At 64.4% G+C, this 20,060-nt stretch carries 15 protein-coding genes; 9 read left to right on the top strand and 6 right to left on the bottom strand.

The features are described from left to right. The first annotated feature begins 136 nt into the window (after positions 1 to 136). Genes ACUN9Y_RS18650 through ACUN9Y_RS18620 form a run of 7 tightly spaced genes read left to right on the top strand, consistent with a single transcriptional unit; the run spans position 137 to position 7,590 of the window. The gene (locus ACUN9Y_RS18650) at positions 137 to 1,057 is read left to right on the top strand and encodes a 50S ribosomal protein L11 methyltransferase (protein ID WP_445462230.1); all 921 of its coding nucleotides are present in this window, start codon (positions 137 to 139) and stop codon (positions 1,055 to 1,057) included. A gap of 33 nt (positions 1,058 to 1,090) precedes the next feature. Continuing rightward, positions 1,091 to 2,386 (top strand): hypothetical protein, encoded by a 1,296-nt coding sequence (locus tag ACUN9Y_RS18645; protein WP_445462229.1) that lies wholly within the window; start codon positions 1,091 to 1,093, stop codon positions 2,384 to 2,386. A gap of 15 nt (positions 2,387 to 2,401) precedes the next feature. Then, positions 2,402 to 3,274, top strand: coding sequence for an aKG-HExxH-type peptide beta-hydroxylase (locus ACUN9Y_RS18640; protein ID WP_445462228.1), 873 nt, complete (start codon positions 2,402 to 2,404; stop codon positions 3,272 to 3,274). Positions 3,275 to 3,276: 2 nt separating this feature from the next. After that, a complete protein-coding gene (locus ACUN9Y_RS18635; protein WP_445462227.1) occupies positions 3,277 to 4,170 on the top strand; it encodes an aKG-HExxH-type peptide beta-hydroxylase in 894 nt (297 codons plus the stop codon). After that, positions 4,164 to 4,934: an aspartyl/asparaginyl beta-hydroxylase domain-containing protein gene (locus ACUN9Y_RS18630; protein ID WP_445462226.1), complete on the top strand. Its 771-nt coding sequence runs from the start codon at positions 4,164 to 4,166 to the stop codon at positions 4,932 to 4,934. Before ACUN9Y_RS18635 ends, ACUN9Y_RS18630 begins: the two co-directional genes overlap by 7 nt. Then, positions 4,931 to 5,665 carry a hypothetical protein gene (locus tag ACUN9Y_RS18625; protein ID WP_445462225.1) on the top strand — a complete coding sequence of 245 codons (735 nt, stop codon included), beginning with the start codon at positions 4,931 to 4,933 and terminating at the stop codon, positions 5,663 to 5,665. The genes ACUN9Y_RS18630 and ACUN9Y_RS18625 overlap by 4 nt, the downstream gene beginning before the upstream one ends. After that, a complete protein-coding gene (locus ACUN9Y_RS18620) occupies positions 5,662 to 7,590 on the top strand; it encodes a RiPP maturation radical SAM C-methyltransferase (RefSeq protein ID WP_445462224.1) in 1,929 nt (642 codons plus the stop codon). Before ACUN9Y_RS18625 ends, ACUN9Y_RS18620 begins: the two co-directional genes overlap by 4 nt. 102 nt (positions 7,591 to 7,692) lie before the next feature. Here ACUN9Y_RS18620 and ACUN9Y_RS18615 read toward each other — a convergent pair whose 3' ends face one another. Then, positions 7,693 to 8,115, bottom strand: a complete 423-nt coding sequence (locus ACUN9Y_RS18615; RefSeq protein WP_445462223.1) for a SpoIIAA family protein — start codon at positions 8,113 to 8,115, stop codon at positions 7,693 to 7,695. A gap of 290 nt (positions 8,116 to 8,405) precedes the next feature. Between ACUN9Y_RS18615 and ACUN9Y_RS18610 the strand changes: the two genes are divergently transcribed. Then, positions 8,406 to 8,879, top strand: coding sequence for a hypothetical protein (locus ACUN9Y_RS18610; RefSeq protein WP_445462222.1), 474 nt, complete (start codon positions 8,406 to 8,408; stop codon positions 8,877 to 8,879). Positions 8,880 to 9,008: 129 nt separating this feature from the next. Here the strand turns inward: ACUN9Y_RS18610 and ACUN9Y_RS18605 are convergent, their stop codons facing one another. Both ACUN9Y_RS18605 and ACUN9Y_RS18600 read right to left on the bottom strand, forming a co-directional pair. After that, positions 9,009 to 12,122: an efflux RND transporter permease subunit gene (locus ACUN9Y_RS18605; protein WP_445462221.1), complete on the bottom strand. Its 3,114-nt coding sequence runs from the start codon at positions 12,120 to 12,122 to the stop codon at positions 9,009 to 9,011. Then, entirely contained in the window at positions 12,122 to 13,261 is a 1,140-nt protein-coding gene (locus tag ACUN9Y_RS18600) for an efflux RND transporter periplasmic adaptor subunit (protein WP_445462220.1), read from the bottom strand. The genes ACUN9Y_RS18605 and ACUN9Y_RS18600 overlap by 1 nt, the downstream gene beginning before the upstream one ends. A gap of 333 nt (positions 13,262 to 13,594) precedes the next feature. On the opposite strand from ACUN9Y_RS18600, the gene ACUN9Y_RS18595 reads away from it, so the two are divergent. Beyond that, entirely contained in the window at positions 13,595 to 14,770 is a 1,176-nt protein-coding gene (locus ACUN9Y_RS18595) for an NAD(P)/FAD-dependent oxidoreductase (RefSeq protein WP_445462219.1), read from the top strand. A 161-nt stretch (positions 14,771 to 14,931) separates the two neighbouring features. Here the strand turns inward: ACUN9Y_RS18595 and ACUN9Y_RS18590 are convergent, their stop codons facing one another. Genes ACUN9Y_RS18590 through ACUN9Y_RS18580 form a run of 3 tightly spaced genes read right to left on the bottom strand, consistent with a single transcriptional unit; the run spans position 14,932 to position 19,540 of the window. Continuing rightward, entirely contained in the window at positions 14,932 to 16,173 is a 1,242-nt protein-coding gene (locus ACUN9Y_RS18590; RefSeq protein ID WP_445462218.1) for a c-type cytochrome, read from the bottom strand. After that, positions 16,174 to 16,722 carry a (2Fe-2S)-binding protein gene (locus ACUN9Y_RS18585; RefSeq protein WP_445462217.1) on the bottom strand — a complete coding sequence of 183 codons (549 nt, stop codon included), beginning with the start codon at positions 16,720 to 16,722 and terminating at the stop codon, positions 16,174 to 16,176. Next, complete coding sequence (locus ACUN9Y_RS18580; RefSeq protein ID WP_445462216.1) at positions 16,715 to 19,540, bottom strand: xanthine dehydrogenase family protein molybdopterin-binding subunit; 2,826 nt, start codon at positions 19,538 to 19,540, stop codon at positions 16,715 to 16,717. Before ACUN9Y_RS18580 ends, ACUN9Y_RS18585 begins: the two co-directional genes overlap by 8 nt. Between the last annotated feature and the right edge of the window lie 520 nt (positions 19,541 to 20,060).

The raw sequence follows: 20,060 nt of genomic DNA, 5'->3' as shown, positions 1-20,060 counted from the left end.
GACGCCGCCCGAGTTAGATTATGGGGTGATTGCGCACATTTATAATGTGTTTTTTCCTACATACCAGGATGTCATTGCTGGCTAGTGTTGATGAGAGTCGCTCAGTTTTTCGGGTGGTTTCTGGGAGGCCAGCATCGTGATCGCCTTAAGCGATGAGTATCAGCGGAAGAAATGGTCTGATTTGGTTCAGCATCGTTTTTATTTGTCGGATGGCGTTCGAAATGACGCATTCACGCGCGCAATAGAGAATGCCGTTGATGCCGAGTCAACGGTTCTTGATGTCGGTGCTGGCAGCGGAATATTCTCACTCGTCAGCGCCCGATCTGGGGCCCGAGAAGTGGTGGCCGTCGAGTGGTCCTCTCTTGCCGAGCGCATCGATGAGTCGGCGAGAAGAAATGGCTACGGGGACGTCGTCAATGTGATCTGCGAGGATATCAGGAATCTGGTCGTTGGCCGGCCTCCCGATGTGGTGGTTCATGAGCTGATCGGTGGTTTTTTGTGGGACGAGAATTTTATCGAGATTCTCGATTACGTGCGTAAGAATATTGCCGATAATTCGACGCAGTTTATTCCTTCTGTCGTGTCGCTCTATATTGCTCCTTTTTCTGCCGATGGTGAAATCGATCGCCTGTTCTGGAGCGAGAAGCACGAGGGGTTCGATTTCAGTTCGCTGGAAAATGTCGCCACGCAAAGGCCATGGGTCGAGGTCCCGACGGTAGTGTTTTTGAATAATGAAAATGGGTTTTTAGCGCGACCGCGGAATGTCTGGAGGTGGGATTCTCGTGATCGCGAGCCCAATATGAGGAGAATTCGGGCGCGCTTCGTTGCCCACAGAAATGGCACTCTGGACGGTTTTATTGGTTTTTTTAGAATCGAGGTTTGCGGCGGTATCTGTATCGAGACACGCCCCAGGGAACCGGTGACGAGTTGGGGGCAGATGGCGATCCCGCCGATGCGACGAGTCAGCGTAAAAAAGGGTGACAGTGTGTCATTTTGTTTGACACCGTCCCGGTGGCCAATGGACTGGAACGTTGTCTCTGTATGTACCGCGAGATAGAGATTCTCGTCTCGCTACGGGTGAGATGATCCGATGGACACTCCATTCGAAGTGCTATGTCGTAGTCTGCTGGCGTTTGGTGCGGTAAGCGAAATTGAAGAGTCGGAGCAGGAGTCTCATGAATTCCAGCACTCTGGAGGGCTGATGAGCGCCTCCTTGATACTGGATAACGGCGAATGTGTGGTGACAGTGACCTACGAAGAGCACCTGGACACGGGGGTATCGATTGTCATGGAGCTGCCCATGACCGCCATGGTATCCGATGAGGAGTTGGCCGGGCGCGCAGCAGATTTACTCTACATGGCAACACAGCCGGCGACGGGCTGGTGCTTTGGCCTGGTGGGTGGCATGCGTATCGGGCTGGTGACGCAGCTCGATGTCGAGGCGGCGGGTGATGCCCTCGAGGCGATCCTGTTCGATGAGTTGATGACCGGCATCGCTTTCGCTACCGAGTTCCGCGCCTTTGCGCAGTCGGTCGGCCTCCCTGTGGACCTGGCCCAGGATCCGCAACTCGTTGCACTTCACGAACGGTCGACTCCACTTGCGCCTACTCCTGACGAGGAGAGTGTCGCCGGCGGGGCCGCTGCGCCCGTTGAGATGCTGGGTGGCGAGGATATGGCCGCGTTTCGCAGCCGGCGTATGGCGGTCTCACCCGGCACCATCTTTCAGGGCGGTTATCCCTCATCGACACTCGGCGGCATTTCGCCGGTCATTGTCGCTAACCGGCGTATGGCGATGGCAGGCGTTGATATTGGCGTGGCGCTGCCCAATCGGCGCATGGCGATGGCGGGCGTTGATATCGGCGTGGCACTGCCCAATCGGCGCATGGCGATGGCAGGCGTTGACGTGGGTGGCGGCGTGGCCAACCGGCGTATGGCAGCGGCGGGCGGTGATATCGGCGTGGCGCTGCCCAATCGGCGCATGGCGATGGCAGGCGTTGACGTGGGTGGCGGCGTGGCCAACCGGCGCATGGCGGTGGCGGGCGGTGATATCGGCGTGGCGCTGCCCAATCGGCGCATGGCGATGGCGGGCGTTGGCATGGGTGGCGGCGTGGCCAACCGGCGCATGGCGGTGGCGGGCGGTGATATCGGCGTGGCGCTGCCCAACCGGCGCATGGCGATGGCGGGCGTTGGCGTGGGTGGCGGCGCGGCCAACCGGCGTATGGCGGTGGCGGGCGATGGTGTTGGCCTGCCGAATCGACGCATGGCGATGGCGGGCTCTGGGCTCGCGAATCGCCGAATGGCGCTGAACCCTTCCATGTCTCGATCTTCCCAAGACAGTGATGACCCCAATGATGCGCCCGACGGTGCCGGTGGCGATGAAGCCTAGCGCAGGGGAGGCGTCATGTACCGATTACTGGGACCCGAAGCCTTTGCCAGCAACCTGCACTCGGTATTGGCACCTTGGCTATTGGTCGCGCACGACCCCGGTGAGGACGACTGGTGGCAGGCGTACGTGCGATTGTTGGGGGCGGTCAACCCGGCGCTGCCGGCTGCGCCATCGAGTGGCGTCACTTTTGTCGACAATCCGTCCATTGAAGACGCGCTGATTCGGGCGTTCTATGCGCCTTCCGTGCTCGACGATATGCCTTGGTATCGAGATTCGGAGTACTTCGACAATACCCCGCGCGATCGTGATGTCGTCGAGCAGGACATCGCTTACGTGTGGTCACGCCTTGAATTTTTCGGTCATTTTGAGGCCGGTTTCTGGGAGGCCTTCCAGTTTCTCGTGACCTATCTGATGTTTCCGTCGACACGCTTTGCGCTCGGTGGCACCGACTCGGCGGCCATCGGCAGCATCTTCGTCAGCCGGCCTCGTCAGTATGCCAACCGAGACCTGTATGAGCTGCTGGTACACGAGTTTACCCATACTGCCATGTTCGTCGATGAACTGGGGGCACCTCATTACGCCAACGAACGGCTGCTTGCGCGGCAGGAGAACTTTGCCGTCGGTGCGATTTCCGGACTGCGCCGGCCCCTCGACAAGGTGCTCCACAGTCTCGCCGTTGCCAGTGAGATATTCCTGCATCGAGAGGCGTGTATCGGGCACCCGAAGGGGCCTTCGGTTCACCCCTTGACGCCTGATCTGATCGCCGGGGCGCTGCGCTGCGCGCAAAGCCTGCTGGACCATGAGCATCGCGATAGCGTCCTCGGTGAGCGGGGGCTGGAGATCACCCTAGCCTGCCAGGACATCATGCTGAGGGCGAGAGGAGGCTAGCCATGCGTGCACACCTGGGTGCTGACGCTCTCATCTCGCTGCTGCGTCATCTAACGATCCGGGCCGGTGTGCTCGTCGCAGGCCAAGCTGGCGATCTGTGCCTGACGGCGTTTGCCTACCGCCGCTGGCTGGCGATGCGTCAAGGGGCGGTCACGACCGGGTCAGATCTGGTGACGGAGTTTGTCTGTGACCCGGCGGCCGAGCGCGAGCTCTTGTCCGGGTTCATCGAGAGCGATAGCGAGAGTCGCGCGGATGAGCTGTTGGCCCCGCTGACCCCGCAAGGGGTCGATGAGGCCATCGCCCAGCGAGATCCCTGGCATATCGCCGCGCAGTACGCCCAGGTGGTGGAGGCTCGGGATCTTCTGTGGCGTTTGCTACCGGTGCAGGCGCTGCTCAATGACATCGTGCTGGCACGGATCTTTTGCGCCCAGGTGCCGAACTCGCTGGGCGGGTCGACGGCATCACGGATCGGGGTGGTGTGGATCAACCTTCCTTTACCGATGGCGGTGTTCGAGGTCGCGGAGTTGCTGGTTCACGAGGCGACCCATCATTGGACCTTTCTCGATACCCTGGTTGCCGGTCCACATGTCCGCCCAGAGGCCAATGGAGCCATGGCGTGTTCGAGTATTCGTCACACACAGCGCCCGCTGGTGTGTGCCTTCGACAGCCTTCTGGTCGCCGTGGAACCGCTGGCGCTGCGTCGTGACCTGCGGGTAGCGCTGGGCGCCATGGTGGATCAGTCGGGCATTCATCCGAGCAGCCGAGCACTGCAAGAGAGTGCCGGCGACTGCTTGGCCTCAATCACGGCACAGTCTCAATGCCTTACCGCGCGGGGCAAGGCCATACTGGTCCGCAGCGCCGATAGCCTCAACACCCATGCGGTGCCTGGGTGCTGAGGCTCAGTCGTCGTCAGATGGCGAGCCTCGAGGATGACCTGGGGGGCTTGCCGAGCCGAGTGCGGACGGCACTGCGCAATCTCACGGCCGCGAATCCCATCGACGGGGATGAGGGGCGCCATGGGCGGCAACGGGTCACGCGGATCTGGATGCCGGGGCTGGACGCTCGCCCCTGGTGGGATCCGGTGAGGGTCGGACTCGGCGGCTGGCAGGGAGGACTCTGTCTTCGCCTGATGAAAGAGGCGATGCTGCTGGTGCGGGCCGGGGTGGCAACTCGTCCCTATGAGCGGTCGACATCGCCCCCGCCCAGCGACTACCCGACGCCGCTGGCCCAGGGCTGGCGGGTGCTGGCGCTGATTGAAGACGGCGTCTGGAGTTACGCCATGGCGCGCCGGGCCGCTCAGGGGCTGGCGCTGCTGGATCGTCTGCCCTGGTACCCGGGTGACGCGATGTACTCGGTGCTGCGGGCGTCCACTGCAATTCCGCCCCATCACGGACTCGACAACCTCTGTTTGACGATCCACCTGCCGCTGGTGGCACCGCGTGGCGCGGCGCTGACGGTCGCCGGAAGCTCGCGCGAATGGCGCCTGGGACAGCCGCTGGTCTTCGATGACTCCTTCGAGCATAGCGCCGTCAATCCGGCCGCCCATGATCGCATCGTGTTTCTGGTCGATGTCTGGCACCCCGGGCTCAGCGAGGTGGAGCGCCGGGCGTGGCGCTGTATTGTTCAGCGGTGCAAGGCTCTCTACCGTGGGAGATCATGACGATGACTGAAAATCGCTGCGTTGCCCTTGGACCGGTGTTGCCGAAGGAGCTGGGGGAGCGGCTGACCGGTGCGATCACCCGCGGTGAGGGAGCGGCGCTCCGAGACCAGCTCGAGGGGCTGATTGGGTGCGCGATCGATGGTCTCGTCGTGTACGGTTCGGCGCTGGTGTCGCTCTCCAGTGCGTCCGATATTGATCTGCTGATTCTGAGCGCCGAGCTGGTGCAAGGAGGGCTGTGGGGGGACTCGGGGGATGTCCTGGTCGACGCTCATCTGCATCCTCGTCGGCGCTGTCTCGAGGCCCCTGTCGATCATTGGAGTCATCTTTACGGCGGGCGAGTCTTGTACGACGACGCGCCGCCCGCGCTTGAGACGTGGCTGGAGAGCATCGCACGCTGGCGTCTGGCGACGCCAGACCCTTGGCGGTGCGATGAGCGCCTCAGGGATCGGGTATGGGCGCTACGCAGTATTGCGCGTATCGCGCGGCTGAACGCAACCGACCCGCTGCGTGCGACGCTCCATGAGGCCGAGCTGTTGGCGGCGGTGCCGACACTCTATGCACAGGCACGTGGCATGCACCCGGGATCGATCGGTAGTTGGTGGGCCAGCCCGCCGGACCCAAGGCTCATTCAAGCCCTCGATGCGGTGCGCCGGCGCCGCGGCGTCACGCCGAGTCCGGCCTTGCTGCGTGCCGTGATCGAGCAGGTTTATGACGCCGAGGGTGCGCCATGACGCTCGCTCGGCGGGTCGTGCTGGTGAACCTTCCCTTCGCATCGCCGGCGACACCCTCGATAGGGCTGGGCCTGTTGGCGACGTCGTTGCAGCGGGCCGGTCATAAGGTCGCGGTGCTGGATCTTCAGCTCGACTTCGAGCGACTGATTGGGGCCAGGGCCTACCGAGCCATCGAGGAAACCGCCAGTATCGGGCCTTTCGCCGGAGAGTGGCTGTTTTCACTAGATCTGTTCCCGGGGCGCAATCCGGCCCGTTACCTTCAGGATATTCTGATGGGGGGGCTGAGCGACCAGCCTGGCCGCGTCGATGGCGAGGTGGTGTCGCATGTTCAGAACACAGTGGCGCTGATCGCGCCATTTCTGAGTGATGCAGCGGCGCTGGTGCGGCGCCTGCACCCGGAGGTGGTCGGTCTGACGAGCCTGTTTCAGCAGCACTGCGCCTGCCTTGCCCTGGCCAAGCGTTTGCGACTCGCCGAGCCGACGCTACCGATTCTCCTGGGAGGCCCCAACTGCGATGATGAAACGGGGCGCGAGACTCAGCGCAGCTTTCCCTTCTTGTCGGCGGTGGTCATGGGCGAGGCCGAGACGATTATCGTCGAACTGGTCGAGCGCCTGTGCGAGCGGCGTACGATCGACGATCTGCCTGGCGTGGTGACACCTTCGTCGCGCACGGCGCGGGAGTTGCGGGTGGCGACGCTGGATGACAGCCCGCCGCCGAATTACGACGACTATTTTGCCTCGCTGGCGGCGGTGGGGCGCTCGACGCATGATGTGTTGCTGCCGTTTGAAACTTCTCGTGGGTGCTGGTGGGGGGCAAAGAGCCACTGCGTGTTCTGTGGCATCAACCCGACGGCGATGGCATCACGCTACAAGTCGCCAGCGCGTGCGCTGGCGGAGATCCGCGATCTTGCCAGGCGCTACCCGTCGTCTCGGATGTTGGCGGTCGACAATATTCTTCCCCACGCCTACTTGAAGACGGTGTTGCCTGAGCTGGCGAAGCATCCGATCGATCGGTCGCTGTTCTACGAGGTCAAGTCCAACCTGCGTGACACCGATGTCCGGGTACTTCGGGCGGCGGGCGTCACCGCCGTGCAGCCGGGCATCGAGTCGCTGGACAGCGAGATTCTGACGCTGATGCGCAAGGGCGTGTCGGGACCGCAAAATGTGCTGATGTTACGCTCCTGCGAGCTGCACGGAGTCGCCGTCTACTGGAACCTGCTCTACGGATTTCCCGAGGAGCCCGCCGCGGCCTATCGGCGGCTCGTCGAGCAGATGCCATCGCTTTATCATCTGGCGCCGCCGGGGGCGGCAAACCGCATCGTGCTCAATCGCTTTTCGCCCCACTTTAACGCCCCGGATCGGTTTCACCTCGAGAACATTCGGCCTTACCCGGCCTATCGCTACATCTATCCGTTTGACCCCGAGCGGGTGCGGCGGCTGGCGTACTACTTTTGCTATGACGTGGCGAAGACGGCGAGAACGCCGCTTGACGAAGGCCGGTTGCGTGCCGGCGTCGCGGCCTGGCGTGATCGTTTCGAGCGGGCGTTTCTGTTCTGGGCCGAGGATGACGACGGTGTCGTGGTGCTGGACGGACGCGGTGAGCCAGCTCGAACGATTCGTCTGGACGAGACGTCTGCTGCGTTGCTGCGCGGCGGTGACACTCTCTGGACGTCGCGATCGCGTGAGGCCCTTAGCGCACCAGCGGCCGATATCGCATCGGCCCTGGCGCGCTTGGCGCAAGAGGGCCTGATCTTTCGCGAAGCCGACACGCTGGTCAGTCTGGCGCTGCCGCTGGCGGATTACGCCGTGAACAGCGGCGATGAGCAGGCGACGCAGCGCCGGACCAAACTGCATAGGGCCCAAGGCCTGCTGCGGGCGGCATCGGTGTTGCCGGGTGTCGATGGAGACGATAGCGGGCCCCCTTGAGAGGGCCCTTTGAGAAGCCCTCATATTGAGGGCTCTTGTTGAGTGGATCTTGTGGAGAGGATGCGGGTGCGATCAAGGCGGGGGCCGGATCGTCATCTTCGTTCAGGCGCCGTGGTAGCCGTCCTGTTCCGGTTCGCCGTCTTCGCTACCCGGCGGCACTTCGGCTACCCAGGCCATTGCCGCCGCACGCTCCTTGCTGGCGAAGGTGCGAATCTCCAGCGCCTTGAATAGCCGGTCCTCGAGGTGGGCGATGTGCTTGATCCACTCCTTGTCGGTGATCACCGCGGCGCGATGATAGCGCTTGATATCGCCGATCTGGGTGAGGCCGTAGCCAATGTCCCGCAGCAGGGCGGTGAAGGTCATCCAGCGCAGATCGTCGAGCTCCGCCACCATGTTGATACGCGGGTGCTTGTTCTTGTGGGCTTCGATGGCATCGATAGCCTTCTGCAGCTCGTTGGCGGTGATGGTGCCGCTGGCCTTCATGGCCACCACGTGGCTGGCGGGGGGATGCGTCAGTTCGAGCATGGGGTCTCTCCTTGGCCTGTCGGTAGCCGGCAATAGATGCCGGGAGTCGCGGGTGGCCGACGTCGCGCGGGTTCGTCGCCACATGACCTGCTGTCAGCATAGCCGTTGCCGATGCCGACTGTGCCCATCGGGGCCGGCGTCGGCAGTCGCACCCGTGATGTCGGTCGGTCTCTTCCTTCCTTCTGGTGTTGACAGTGTTGTGTAAGGAGACGTTCCTGGGCGTCGACTCTTTCCTTGCCCACCGGCCTGCGCCCCTGGCCGCGGCGTGCCTGACAACGAGGAGAAACCCCATGATACCCATGACAACGCGCCTGGCGGCGGCGCTGATCGTCGCCGCTGGCGGCTTGACGCTGGTCGCTGGCGCGCAAGCCGACGAGCCCACCGTTATCGAACTCACCCAGGTCGGTTGCCAGTTTCTGGAGAGCGAGAACGGCGCCAATCACGGCATCCACCCGAGCTCAAAGGCCGAATGCGAAACCTTCAACGAGGCCACCGGCGACGACCGCCTGGCCGAGGCCAAGGTGCTGCGGGTATCCGCCGGGGACTATGTGTTTCGGGTGGCCAATCAAGGCGTTCCCTACGAGCTTGGCTTCTGGCTGCGTGGCGATGGTCTGATCAGCCGGGCGCGGCTGCCGAGCGTCTCCGGCGGGGGCCTTGCCGATGGCGATAGCGAGGACTTCGCGGTGACGCTGGTGCCGGGCGAGTACCTCTACTCCTGTCCGCTCAATCCGACCCTGGACTACCGGCTGGTGGTCGACGGCTAGGTCGACGCAGGCTCGCTCGGCGGCGCCGGGCGTGGTGGGTTGAGTATCAGCTCGACACGCCAAGGGCCGGCTCTTGGGAGCCGGCCCTTGGCGTGTCGAGGTGTTGTCGAAAGCTGACAGGCGCCGTCCTTAGTGGGCGTGGGGCGAGCCTTCCAGTTCCTTTTCCAGGCGCCGGGTGACATCGCCGGGGGAGCCGGTGCGTCTGGCCATCAGGTCGTAGGCCACCGGTACCACGAACAGCGTGAACAGGGTCGCCGCGGCGACGCCGAAGAAGATGACGGTGCCGATGACCAGGCGCGTTTCGGCGCCGGCGCCGCTTGAGAGGATCAGCGGAACCGAGCCGGCGATGGTGGTCACCGAGGTCATCACGATGGGGCGCAGACGGGTCAGCGAGGCCTGAATCAGCGCTTCACGGAACTCGTGTCCCTCGTCGCGCAGCTGATTGGCGAACTCGACGATCAGGATACCGTTCTTGGCCGCGAGTCCCACCAGCATGACCAGTCCCACCTGGCTGTAGATATTGAGCGACTGTCCGGTGAGCAATAGTCCGAGCAGGGCGCCGCCGATGGCGAGCGGCACGGTGAGCATGATCACCAGGGGGTGAACGAAACTCTCGAACTGCGCGGCGAGCACCAGAAAGACCACCAGGGTCCCGAGCACCAGCAGGAAGGTGGTGGCACCGCTGGATTCACGGTAGTCCCGGGCGGCACCCTTGACGTCGGTCTGCACGCCGGCGGGCAGCACCTCGTTCACCGCGTTCTCAAGATAGTCCAGCGCCTCGCCGATCGAGTAGCCATCGGCCAGGTCGGCCTGCAGGGTGATGGCGCGCAGGCGGTTGTAGCGATTGAGGGTGCTGGGGCCGGCGAAGGATTCGATATCCACCAGGCTCGATAGCGGGATCAGCTCGCCGCTGCGATTCGAGCGTACCCGCACGCTGTCCAGGGCGCTCGGGGTCGGGTTGTCGCCGCGTTCGGCCTCGAGGATGACGTCGTACTCCTCGCCCTGGTCGGTGAACTGGGTCACGGTGCGGCCGCCGAGCAGGGTCTCGAGGGTGCGGCCGATCTCGCTGACCGTGACGCCAAGATCCGCCGCCCGGGTGTAGTCGATGTTGACCGATAGCTGCGGTTGGCTTTCTTCGTAGTCGCTCTCGAGGTTGAGCAGCCGAGGGTTGTCCTGGCGAATATGGTCCATCAGGGCGTCGCGCCAGGCCACCAGTTGCTCGTAGCTGCCGCCACCGAGCACGAATTGCACGCCCTGTTCGGTGCCGCCACCGAAGCCCTGGCGCATCACCGGGAAGGCGCGGATGCCCGGCAGCGCGCCGAGGGTCTCGCGGACCTCGTTCATGATCGGCCAGGCCGGACGTCGCTCGGCCCAGTCGCTCAAGCCGACGATGGCGAAGCCGGAGTTGAAGTTCTCGGTGTTGCCCCGTCCCCCCGGCGCCAGAATCAACACCCGCTCGACTTCCCCGTCCTCGCGCAGCGGTAGCAGACGCGCCTCGACCTCGTTCATGTAGTCTTCCATGTAGTCGAAGGTCGCCCCCGGCGGGCCGTTGATGATGACGAAGAAGGTGCCGCGGTCTTCCCGCGGCGTGTACTCGGCGGGCAGCAGGGTATAGACCCAGGCCACCGCGGCGACCAGCCCGATAAAGCCGACCACCACCAGCCAGCGCAGGCGCAGCACGCCTTCCAGGAGCCGGCGATAGACGCGTTGAGCCGCGTGCAGGCCGCTTTCGACCCAGTGCGCCAGGCGCCCTTCATGCAGGCTCGGCGAGAGAATCTTGGAGGCCATCATCGGCGTTAGCGACAGCGCCAGCAGTGTCGAGATGGCTACCGCCGCCGACAGGGTCAGGGCAAATTCGGTGAACAGCTTGCCGACATCGCCCTGGATAAAGCTCAGCGGCAGGAACACGGCGATCAACACCAGACTGGTGGCGATGACCGCAAAGGCTAGCTGGCGGGCGCCGCGATAGGCCGCCACCAGCGGCGTTTCGCCATACAGTTGCATGCGCCGATGGATGTTCTCGAGCACCACGATGGCGTCATCGACCACCAGGCCGATGGCCAGCACCAGGGCCAGCAGCGTCAGCAGGTTGATGGTAAAGCCGAGGGCGGCCAGCGCGGCGAAGGTGCCGATCAGGGTAATGGGGACGGTCACGGCCGGGATCAGCGTGGTGCGCAGGTTGCCGAGAAAGACGAAGATCGCGATCACGACCAGGCCGATGGCCACCAGTAGGGTGGTGATCACCTCGCGGATGGCGCCGGAGACGAAGGTCGAGGCGTCGTAGTTCAACGACAGGCTCATGCCGTCGGGCAGGCGCGGCGCCAGGCGCTCCATTTCGGCTTGAACCCCGGCAGACAGGGCCATGACGTTGGCCGTCGACTGCTTGTTCATGCCAAGGCCCACGACGCTTTCGCCGTTGCCACGAAACAGCGAGCGCTCCTCCACGGTGCCGAGCTCTACCCGGGCGACATCGCCAAGGCGGACCAGGTAGCCGCCCTGGCCGCGGTCGAGCACCAACGAGCGAAAGTCGTCGGGGTCGGTAAAGCTACGCGGCAGGCGCACGATAAACTGACGGTCCTCGGACTCCACGGCACCGCCCGGCAGCTCGACATTCTCGGCGCGCAGGGCGTCCTCGACATCGCTGACCGTCAGGCCGCGGGCGGCCAAGGCGTCACTGTCGAGCCACACGCGCATGGCGTATTCCTTGGCCCCGCCGACGCGCACGCTGGACACGCCGTCCTGGACCGAGAAGCTGTCGACCAGGTAGCGCTCGGCGTAGTCGGTCAGTTCACTGGTGGTGTAGCCCTCGCCGGACAGCATCAGCCACATCACGACTTCGGAGCTGGTGTCTTCCTTGCGTACCTCGGGGGGATCGGCCTCGTCCGGGAGGTTATCGGCGGCGCCGGAGATGCGGTCACGCACGTCATTGGCGGCGGCGTCGATATCACTGGACAGGCCAAATTCGATGGTGATGTTGGAGTTACCGTCGCTGCTGGTCGAGGTGATCACCTCGATGCCGGCGATGCCGGCGATGCGATCCTCCAGCACCTGGGTGATGCGCGTCTCGACCACGTCGGCGCTGGCGCCGGGGTACGACGTCTGGATGCTGACGATGGGCGGATCGATGGTCGGGTATTCCTGCAGCGGCAAGCGGGTCAGGGCGAGCAGGCCGAAGGCGACGATAAGCGCGGCGATGACCATCGCCAGCACGGGACGCTGCACGGACACATCGGACAGGCGCATCAGCGGGCACTCTCTTCGCGCTGCGCCTGGAGGATGTCGGTGATGCTGGTCTGATCATCCTCGACGCCGATCAGGTTGATGCTGGCGGCGGTATGCAGGCGATCGCCGCCGTGGCTGACCACCAGTTCGCCTTCGTCCAGACCATCGATGATTTCGACGTCGCCCTCGCGGCGGGCGCCGATCTCGACCTCGCGACGTTCGACGCTGCCTTGTTCGGCCGAGGTGATCACCCAGACGCGCTGCAGGCTGCCTTCCGGCACCAGGGCCCCTTCGGGTATCACCAGCGCCTGGCGCGGGGAGCGTGCGATGGTGACGCGCATCAGCATCCCCGGACGCAGCAGGCCGTCGCCGTTGTCGAGAATGGCGCGCACGTTGATGCTGCGACTGATCGGGTCGACTCGGGAGTCGATGGTGGCGACCTCGCCTTCGAACACGCGCTCGGGATAGGCCGCCGTGGTGGCCGTGAGCGTCAGCCCGCGCGAGAGTGTGCCAAGGCGTACCTCGGGGACTTCGAAGTCGAGTTTCATGCGCGAGACGTCATCGAGGGTGGCGAGCTCGGTACCGGGGGTCACCAGGGTGCCGGCGCTGATCTGGCGTACCCCGACCACGCCGTCGAAGGGCGCGCGCACGCGATAGTTGTCGAGCCGGGCCTGCAGCGCTTGAATGTCGGCGTCGACTTGTTGCAGCTGGGCCCGGCTGTCTTCCACATCGGCCCTCGGTGCCATGTTGCGAGCCTGCAGCTGGGTGAAGCGGTTGACCGCATTCTGGCGCTCCTGGCGCAGCGCCTGGGCCGAACGCAGGTCGGCCTGTTCCTCGGTGTCGGAAAGTTCGACCAGCACATCACCCTTGCTGACCGTTTCCCCGCCTTCGAAGTTGAGTACCGAGACGGTGTCGGTGACCGTGGCCGACAGGATCACACTTTCGTTGGCCGCGAGGGTGCCGAGTGCCTCGAGGGGATCCGACCAGGCCTCGCGGGTGACCTCGGCGCCGATCACCGGCGTCGGGGGCATGGTGCCGCCTTGTTGGGCGAGCGCCGTAGCCGGGGCCAGCAAGGCGGTCACCAGGCTCGCGAGTGCCGCGCAACGCCGCCATGCGAAGGGCTGGCGTCGGACGAGGCGCAAGGTGAAGGCATTGTTCATTGTCGAGAGTCCAGCGTCGAAGAGTCGGCGAGTCGGTCACCTTGAGTAGCACGAGTGTCCGAGGATAGCGACAGAATGCCTCAACCCGGTGTCCACGGGGCTCGACTCGTGGCGGTTGCACATTCTTTTCGCATGTCGTTCGCCAAGTAACAACCGGGCGTTGCGCGTTGTCGTCGGGGAGGGGAGTCGTGGCCCGCGCGTTGCACCGCTCGGATGACGTTGCGTGATCGCGTTGTCCGGGAGGGGAATCGCGGCCCGGGCTTTGCTACCATGGCCGGCGATTTTTCCCCGCGACGCGCCTGGCGCGCTTCGGGTCTTCCATGAGGGTGTGGCATGAACTATGACGTGGTGATCATCGGCGCGGGTGCCGCAGGGCTGATGTGTGGCCTGACGGCGGGCTACGCCGGACGCTCGGTGCTGGTGATCGATCACGCCAACAAGGCCGGCAAGAAGATTCTGATGTCCGGTGGCGGGCGCTGTAACTTCACCAACCTGGCGACGACGCCGGCCAATTTCTTCTCGGCCAATCCGCATTTTTGCATCTCGGCGCTCAAGCGCTATCGACCGGAGCATTTCGTCGAGCTGGTGGAGCGCCATGGGCTCGAGCACGTCGAGAAGGCGCCGGGGCAGTTGTTCTGCGCGGACTCGGCCAAGGATCTGTTGAATGTTCTGCTGACCGAGTGCGAATGGGCGGGCGTCGCGCTTAGCCTCAAGACACGGGTAGAGCGCCTCGAGGTGCAAGGGCAGGGCATGCGCCTTGTTACCTCGAGAGGGCGTATCGATGCCGGCGCCGTGGTCATCGCCAGCGGCGGCCTGTCGATTCCGACCATGGGGGCCACGGGGTTTGGTTACGACATCGCTCGCCAATTTGGCCTCGCGGTCGGCGAGACCCGGGCAGCGCTGGTGCCCTTCACCTTGAGTTCTCAGTGGAAGGATCGCGCCGAGGCGCTGTCCGGGCTCTCCAGCGACGTGGCGGTGCGCTGTCGCGGTGGAGCGTACCGGGAGCCGATGCTGTTTACCCATCGTGGCCTGTCGGGGCCGGCGATGCTGCAGATATCGAGCTACTGGCAACCCGGTGACGAACTCGAGATCGACTTGCTGCCCGGCCACGATGCCTTCGACGCCTTGATTCAGGCGCGTCGCGAGACGCCCAAGCGCCAGCTCTCGACCTGGCTCGGCGAGCGCTTGCCCAAGCGTCTCGCCCAGGCACTGGTCGAATGGCACGGCGACGACGGCCTGCTGGCCGAGCGCTCCAACGCGAGCCTCGAGGGCTGGGCCACCCAGCTCAACCGCTGGCGCATCAAGCCTTCCGGCACCGAGGGCTGGCGCACCGCCGAAGTGACCATGGGCGGCGTCGACACCAGCGCAATCTCGTCGAAGACCTTCGAGGTCCAGGGCCTGCCCCAGCTCAGGTTCATCGGCGAGGTGCTGGATGTGACAGGCGAACTCGGCGGCTATAACTTCCAGTGGGCCTGGGCCTCGGGGGTCGCTTGTGGGCTTTCGGTGTAGTCAGGTGCGAGTCTTGGCAAGGTGAGCCGCTGCCCGGAGGCATTTTCCCGGTGATGCCTGCCGTGGACACCAGCGCGGGTGGTGGCTGTGGTCGGCGTCATGGGCCGCGTTCGCTCCTCCCCGCCGCTGGCGGGGAAAGGGTAGGCGTCTGGGTGATGAGGTCACGGGTCGTCATGGGTGCCGCTGACGCGGGCGTCGGCGACATCTTGCGGGCTGACGTTACCCGGCTGGCCGCCCCAGGTTTCTCGTAGATAGTTGCTCAGATCGGCGATCTCTGCATCGCTCAAGTCATCGCCGAAGCCCGGCATCTGCTGCAGGCGTGAGAACCCCGGGAAGTCACGCTCCTCGATGCCATCCAGCGTCACGCGCAACAGATTGGTGGGATCCTTAAGGCGCAGCGTGGTGTTGCTGGCCATCGCCACGGCAACCTCCGGCTTGCCCTTGCCGTCACCGCCATGGCAGCCGGCACAAGTCTCCAGATACCGCTGACGTCCGCGTGCGGCCGATTCGCCGACCGCGTCCAGCGCCTTGACCTCGATCGTCCGCGGCTCGGGAGCCGCGTCGCCGAGCAGGTAGGTGGCCATGGCGGCAAGATCGTCGTCTTGCAGGTACTGGGTGCTATGGTGCATCACCGGATACATCTCGTTGAATGCCGAGCCTTGTGGGCTCATGCCCTGCTGCAGAAACTGCGCCAAGTCGTGCGGGTTCCAGCCGCGCTCGGCCAGGGCCTCGGCGCGCAGGCTTGGCGCCAGATAGCCCTCGAGCATGCCGCCTTCCAGGTGCCGGTCGAGATCCATGGCACCGGTCCAGCCGCGGGGGGTATGGCACTCGCCACAGTGTCCCATCACCTCGACCAGATATTGCCCGCGCCGCCACGCAGGGCTGCGGTCCTCCGCCGGCGTCGGCGCAAGATCATCGGCGTAGACGATGTTCCACAGCGTCAGCCCCCATCGTTGATTGAAGGGAAACCCCAGGTCGGTTGGCGGCGCGGCACGAGCAATCGGCTCGCGGCTCATGAGAAAGGCATAGATCGCGTCCGAGTCCTCGCGGCGCATCAGGTGATAGGAGGTGTACGGCATGGCGGGATACAGCTGGCGCCCATCCGGCACCTCGCCCCGGGTGATGGCATGGTAGAACTCATCGGCACTGTAGTTGCCGATGCCGTAGTCCGGGTCGGGGGTGATATTGGTGCCATAAATGGTGCCGAACGGCGAGGCGATGGGCACACCGCCGGCGAACGGCGCACCATCGTCTGTGGTGTGGCAGGCGGCACAGTCGGCGGTGCGCGCCAGGTAGCGGCCCTGCTCGACAAGCGCGGCGTCGTTGGTCGCGCTGGCGCTGTCCGCTGCCTCGGCGGTGAGGCTCGGCAACAGCACGAGGGTTCCGATCATCAGTCGTTTCATCTAGCCCTCCCTGACCAGGCCGAGGTCGTCGATGGCCGCTCGGGCGGCCGCGTAGTAGCGCACGTATCCGGTACACCGGCAGATATGGTGCCCCAGGGCCTCATCGATCGCGTCCTCGAGCCGGTCACGGGGCACGGGGTCGCGCTCCAGGCGCTCGACGAGCACGGTGGCGGCATTGACGAAGCCCGGAGCGCAATAGCTGCACTGAAAGGCGAAGTGGTCGACGAACTTCTGCTGCACGGGGGTGAGAGCGGTGACGTTGCCGGCGGCGTCTCGGGAGGCATGGCCCTCGATCGTGCGGATGCGCTTGGCGCTGAAGAAATGCGCGCCGGTGATGCAGATACGCATTTCTTCGCTGGTCCCGTCGTCATGGTCCAGGATCACTACACAGGCGCGGCAGATGCCCTGGCCGCAGCCGAGCCGAGAGCCGGTGAGGCCCAGGTACTCGTGCAGAAAGTCGATCATCATCAGGTCGTCGGGCACCTCGATCGGGCCGACCGATTCTCCGTTGATGGTCAGCGTCAATGGGCGTGTCGCAAGCTCAGCCATGCAGGGCCTCCTTGATCCGTTCGGGCGTGACGGGCAGGTCACGAAAGCGTTGCCCGGTGGCGTGGGCCAGGGCGTTCACAATGGCGCCGACGATGGGGATCATCACCACCTCGCCCATGCCCTTGGCGGGGTCGGTCTCGGAGAGCGGAGGGAGAATCTCGCTGCCTTGATTCCACACCGCACAGTGGCGCGCCAGTGGCAGTTGGTAGCGGTTGAAGTTCCAGCTGCCGTTGCCGGGGCCGTCTTCGTACAGCGGCATGTTCTCGAGCAAGGCGTGTCCGATGCCCATGGCGATACCGCCTTCCAGCTGCCCCTTGACCAGCTCAGGGACGATCGGCTTGCCGCACTCGACCCAGGAGTAATGTTCCAGTATCTCGACGTCGCCACTGCCCTTGTTGACGCGCAGATCCACCAGGGTGGCAACGGGACTGTAGTAGGTGACGTGAGCGTTGTTGAGCTGGGTATCGGGATACTGGACGTTCGCGCGATCGAGTAGATGGTAGCCGTGGGCGGCCATCAGGCCGCGTTTGGCATCGTCGGCTCCATCGCCGTACTTCACGGCGACGGCGTCGAGTGGTACTCGGGAGGGCTCATCGCCAAGGGGGAATTCGGCGCTGGCCCAGCTCCAGCGGTTGAAGCCGTGGACGCTGGCGCCGGTGATCAGGCCAAGGTCATGCGCCTTGGCGGCCAGCTTTGCCATGGGCAATGGCGTCATGCCATTGGCCGTGAGATGCCCCTCTATCCAGCGGGCGTCTTCGATGCGCAGGACATACGGGTTGGCCTGGCCGCCATAGATGCCCTGGCGCCAGAGCGATAGCGCCGCCGGCCACAAGCCATGACGGAAGATCAGGCGTGCCGCTTCGCGGGTCGCGTGGCTCGCGTAGTAGGCCGAGTTGGAGGCTGAAGAGGCCGAGGCCAGTTTCGGTGTCCAGCGAGGGTTCTGACTCGATTGGTCTTGCTCTTGTTGCTTGATGGTATAGGGGTTGCCACTGGTCTGCAGCTCCAGCTCAGGCCAGTCGGTTTCACCGGTCTTGATCTCGTCGGCCGCTCGGCCGAGATAATCGGCGACGATGATGGCCTGAGATGTCGCGGCACCGGTACCCATGTCGATGCTGATCTGGCGCAGCGTGATGTGTCCGTCAGCATCGAATTCGATGCTGGCCATCGGGGCTTCTGCCCCGGTGCCGAAGTCTTTTTGGGTGATCGCGAAACCGGTCCCGTAGAGGTGGTCGAGGTCATCGGCCTGGCGCCGGTCACGGCGCGCGTCGCGATCCTTCCACAGGGGATGCTGCTCGGCCTTGTCGAGCATCTCGCCGACGCGGATGGCCCCCCCGGGAATCGCGCCCTGGGTGTTCTTCATGCCGGCTTCGAGCAGGTTGGCTCGGCGCAATGTCATGGCATCGACGCCAAGACGCTCGGCGAGTTCGTCCACCATCATTTCCGTGGCGGCCATGGTCTGTAGCGTGCCGTAGCCACGCATCGACCCCGCTTCGACGGCGCGAGAGGGATAGGCCGTGGTCGCCAGATCACTTTGCGGCAGGTAATACACCGACTGCGCCGCGGTAGCGCCGACGGCGGCGACGGAAGCACTGTAGTTGGCACGGCCACCGCCGTTGACGTCCATGTGGGCACGAAATATCTGGAACTTCAGGTTGTTACGGTCGACCGCCAACTGGTAGTCCATGTCGAAAGGATGGCGCTTGATGCCACTCTGGAACTGTTCGTAGCGGTCATTGGCCAGGCGCACCGGGTGGCCTTCGCCGTAGAGCGCGGCAATCACGGCGTAATAGACGAAGATGTTGTGGTCCTTCGACCCGTAGCCCACGGTGTAGCCCGGATGGACATTGAGCTGGGTGACCCCGAAGCGTGACCCCTCCACCATCTGTGCCGCTTCATGGGCAGCTTCGAAGGGGCACTGGGTCGCGACCACGAAGTGCAAGGTGCCTGTCTCGGCGTCGAACCAGCCGTTGCCGTTGTCGGGTTCCAGGGCCGCGGGTTCGATATAGGGTGTGGTGTAGGTGGCGCTGAAGACTTCCCAGTCCTCTTGCGGGGCGTCTAGTGCCTCTTGCATACGCTGGGCGTGGTAGACCCCCTGCTCGCCGATATCGCCGTTCAGGCTCGGACTATCGGGCCAGACGGGGCGTCGGTTCTTGATCGCCGGAAACAGGTCGGTGTCCTTCAGGCTGGAGAAGACGTCTGGGGCATAGGGCGTATCGCCTCCCACCCGGACATAGCGAAAGCTGCCGTAGGGCGGACGTTTGACCTCACCGGTGTGCTCGCCATAGAGGATGAGGTCGTCGCGGAACTGCAGGGCGTTCTTGGCGGCACGATAGTGAGCGAAGTCGTGCCAGATGAGCACGGCGACCGGGTGGCCGAGAAACAGTGGTGTCTGCCCCTCGGGCAGCAGCGGGTCCGGTCCGTGGCTCTGCGGGAAGCCGAGGCCGTCGCGTTGAAGATCGTTGGCGGTAACGATCCTGTCAGGCTGCAGCGATGCGTCCAGAACCGACAGGTCAAAGCCTCGATAGCGCCGGTCGGCACGAGTGGCCTTCAGCAGCATCGCGTGGCTTTGCCGCTCGGGCCAGCCCGGCATGTCCCGGGCCCGAATATCCCGGGCGAAGACCTTGGCTCCACTGACCTTGCTGATGGCGTCGATGCGAAAGCGTGCGCCCGAATGTGACGCCCACTGCTCCTGGGGGGCGGTGACGCGCGATTCGAACAGGGCGGCGAAGGCCTTGCTCCCCAGCGGCGCGACGGTAATGCCGATACCGGCGGCGCTGCCTTTGAGGAAGGCGCGCCGAGTGACACGAGGAGACTGCATGGTCTGCCCTCTTTGTTGGCTGGACACGGTTGTCTGACTGTTTGGCTGTCATGGTACTGCGTAGCTTGCTAATTGACCAATCGGGCAGGTTCGGCGTCCGAAGTTGACTCTTTGGCCTTGAGCCAGGCGCAGTATCGAGCGGCAATGTCGCCTTTTCCGTGCTGGTAACGGTCGCTTTCGTGGAACTCAGGCCTGCGTCGAGAAGCCCTGCTATTCACCATAGACGTCCCCAGGCCCAGTGATGGCGGCGATGGCGGGGATATGTCGTAATCCTGCCGACGTCTGGAGATATCGATAGGAGGCGTCCCGTTGCGGCAAGCTCACGGGAGGCCCAAATGGTGCGAGAAGGAAGGGGGACCTTGCCCTGGTGGGCGCTACAGGACCACGATGCATTGCCTCTGCCACCGTGGAGAAACGTGTATTTGTACCCCACGCCAAGAATCGACTCGACGCGTGCGTCCAAGGGGGAGGCGGAGGGTCTGGCCGGTCAGCCCGAGACGAGCATGGCCAAGAGGACGCT

The organism is Halomonas sp. V046 (assembly GCF_052645355.1).
The sequence above is the reverse complement of the archived record's forward strand: the minus strand, read 5'-3'. Positions and strand labels throughout refer to the sequence as shown.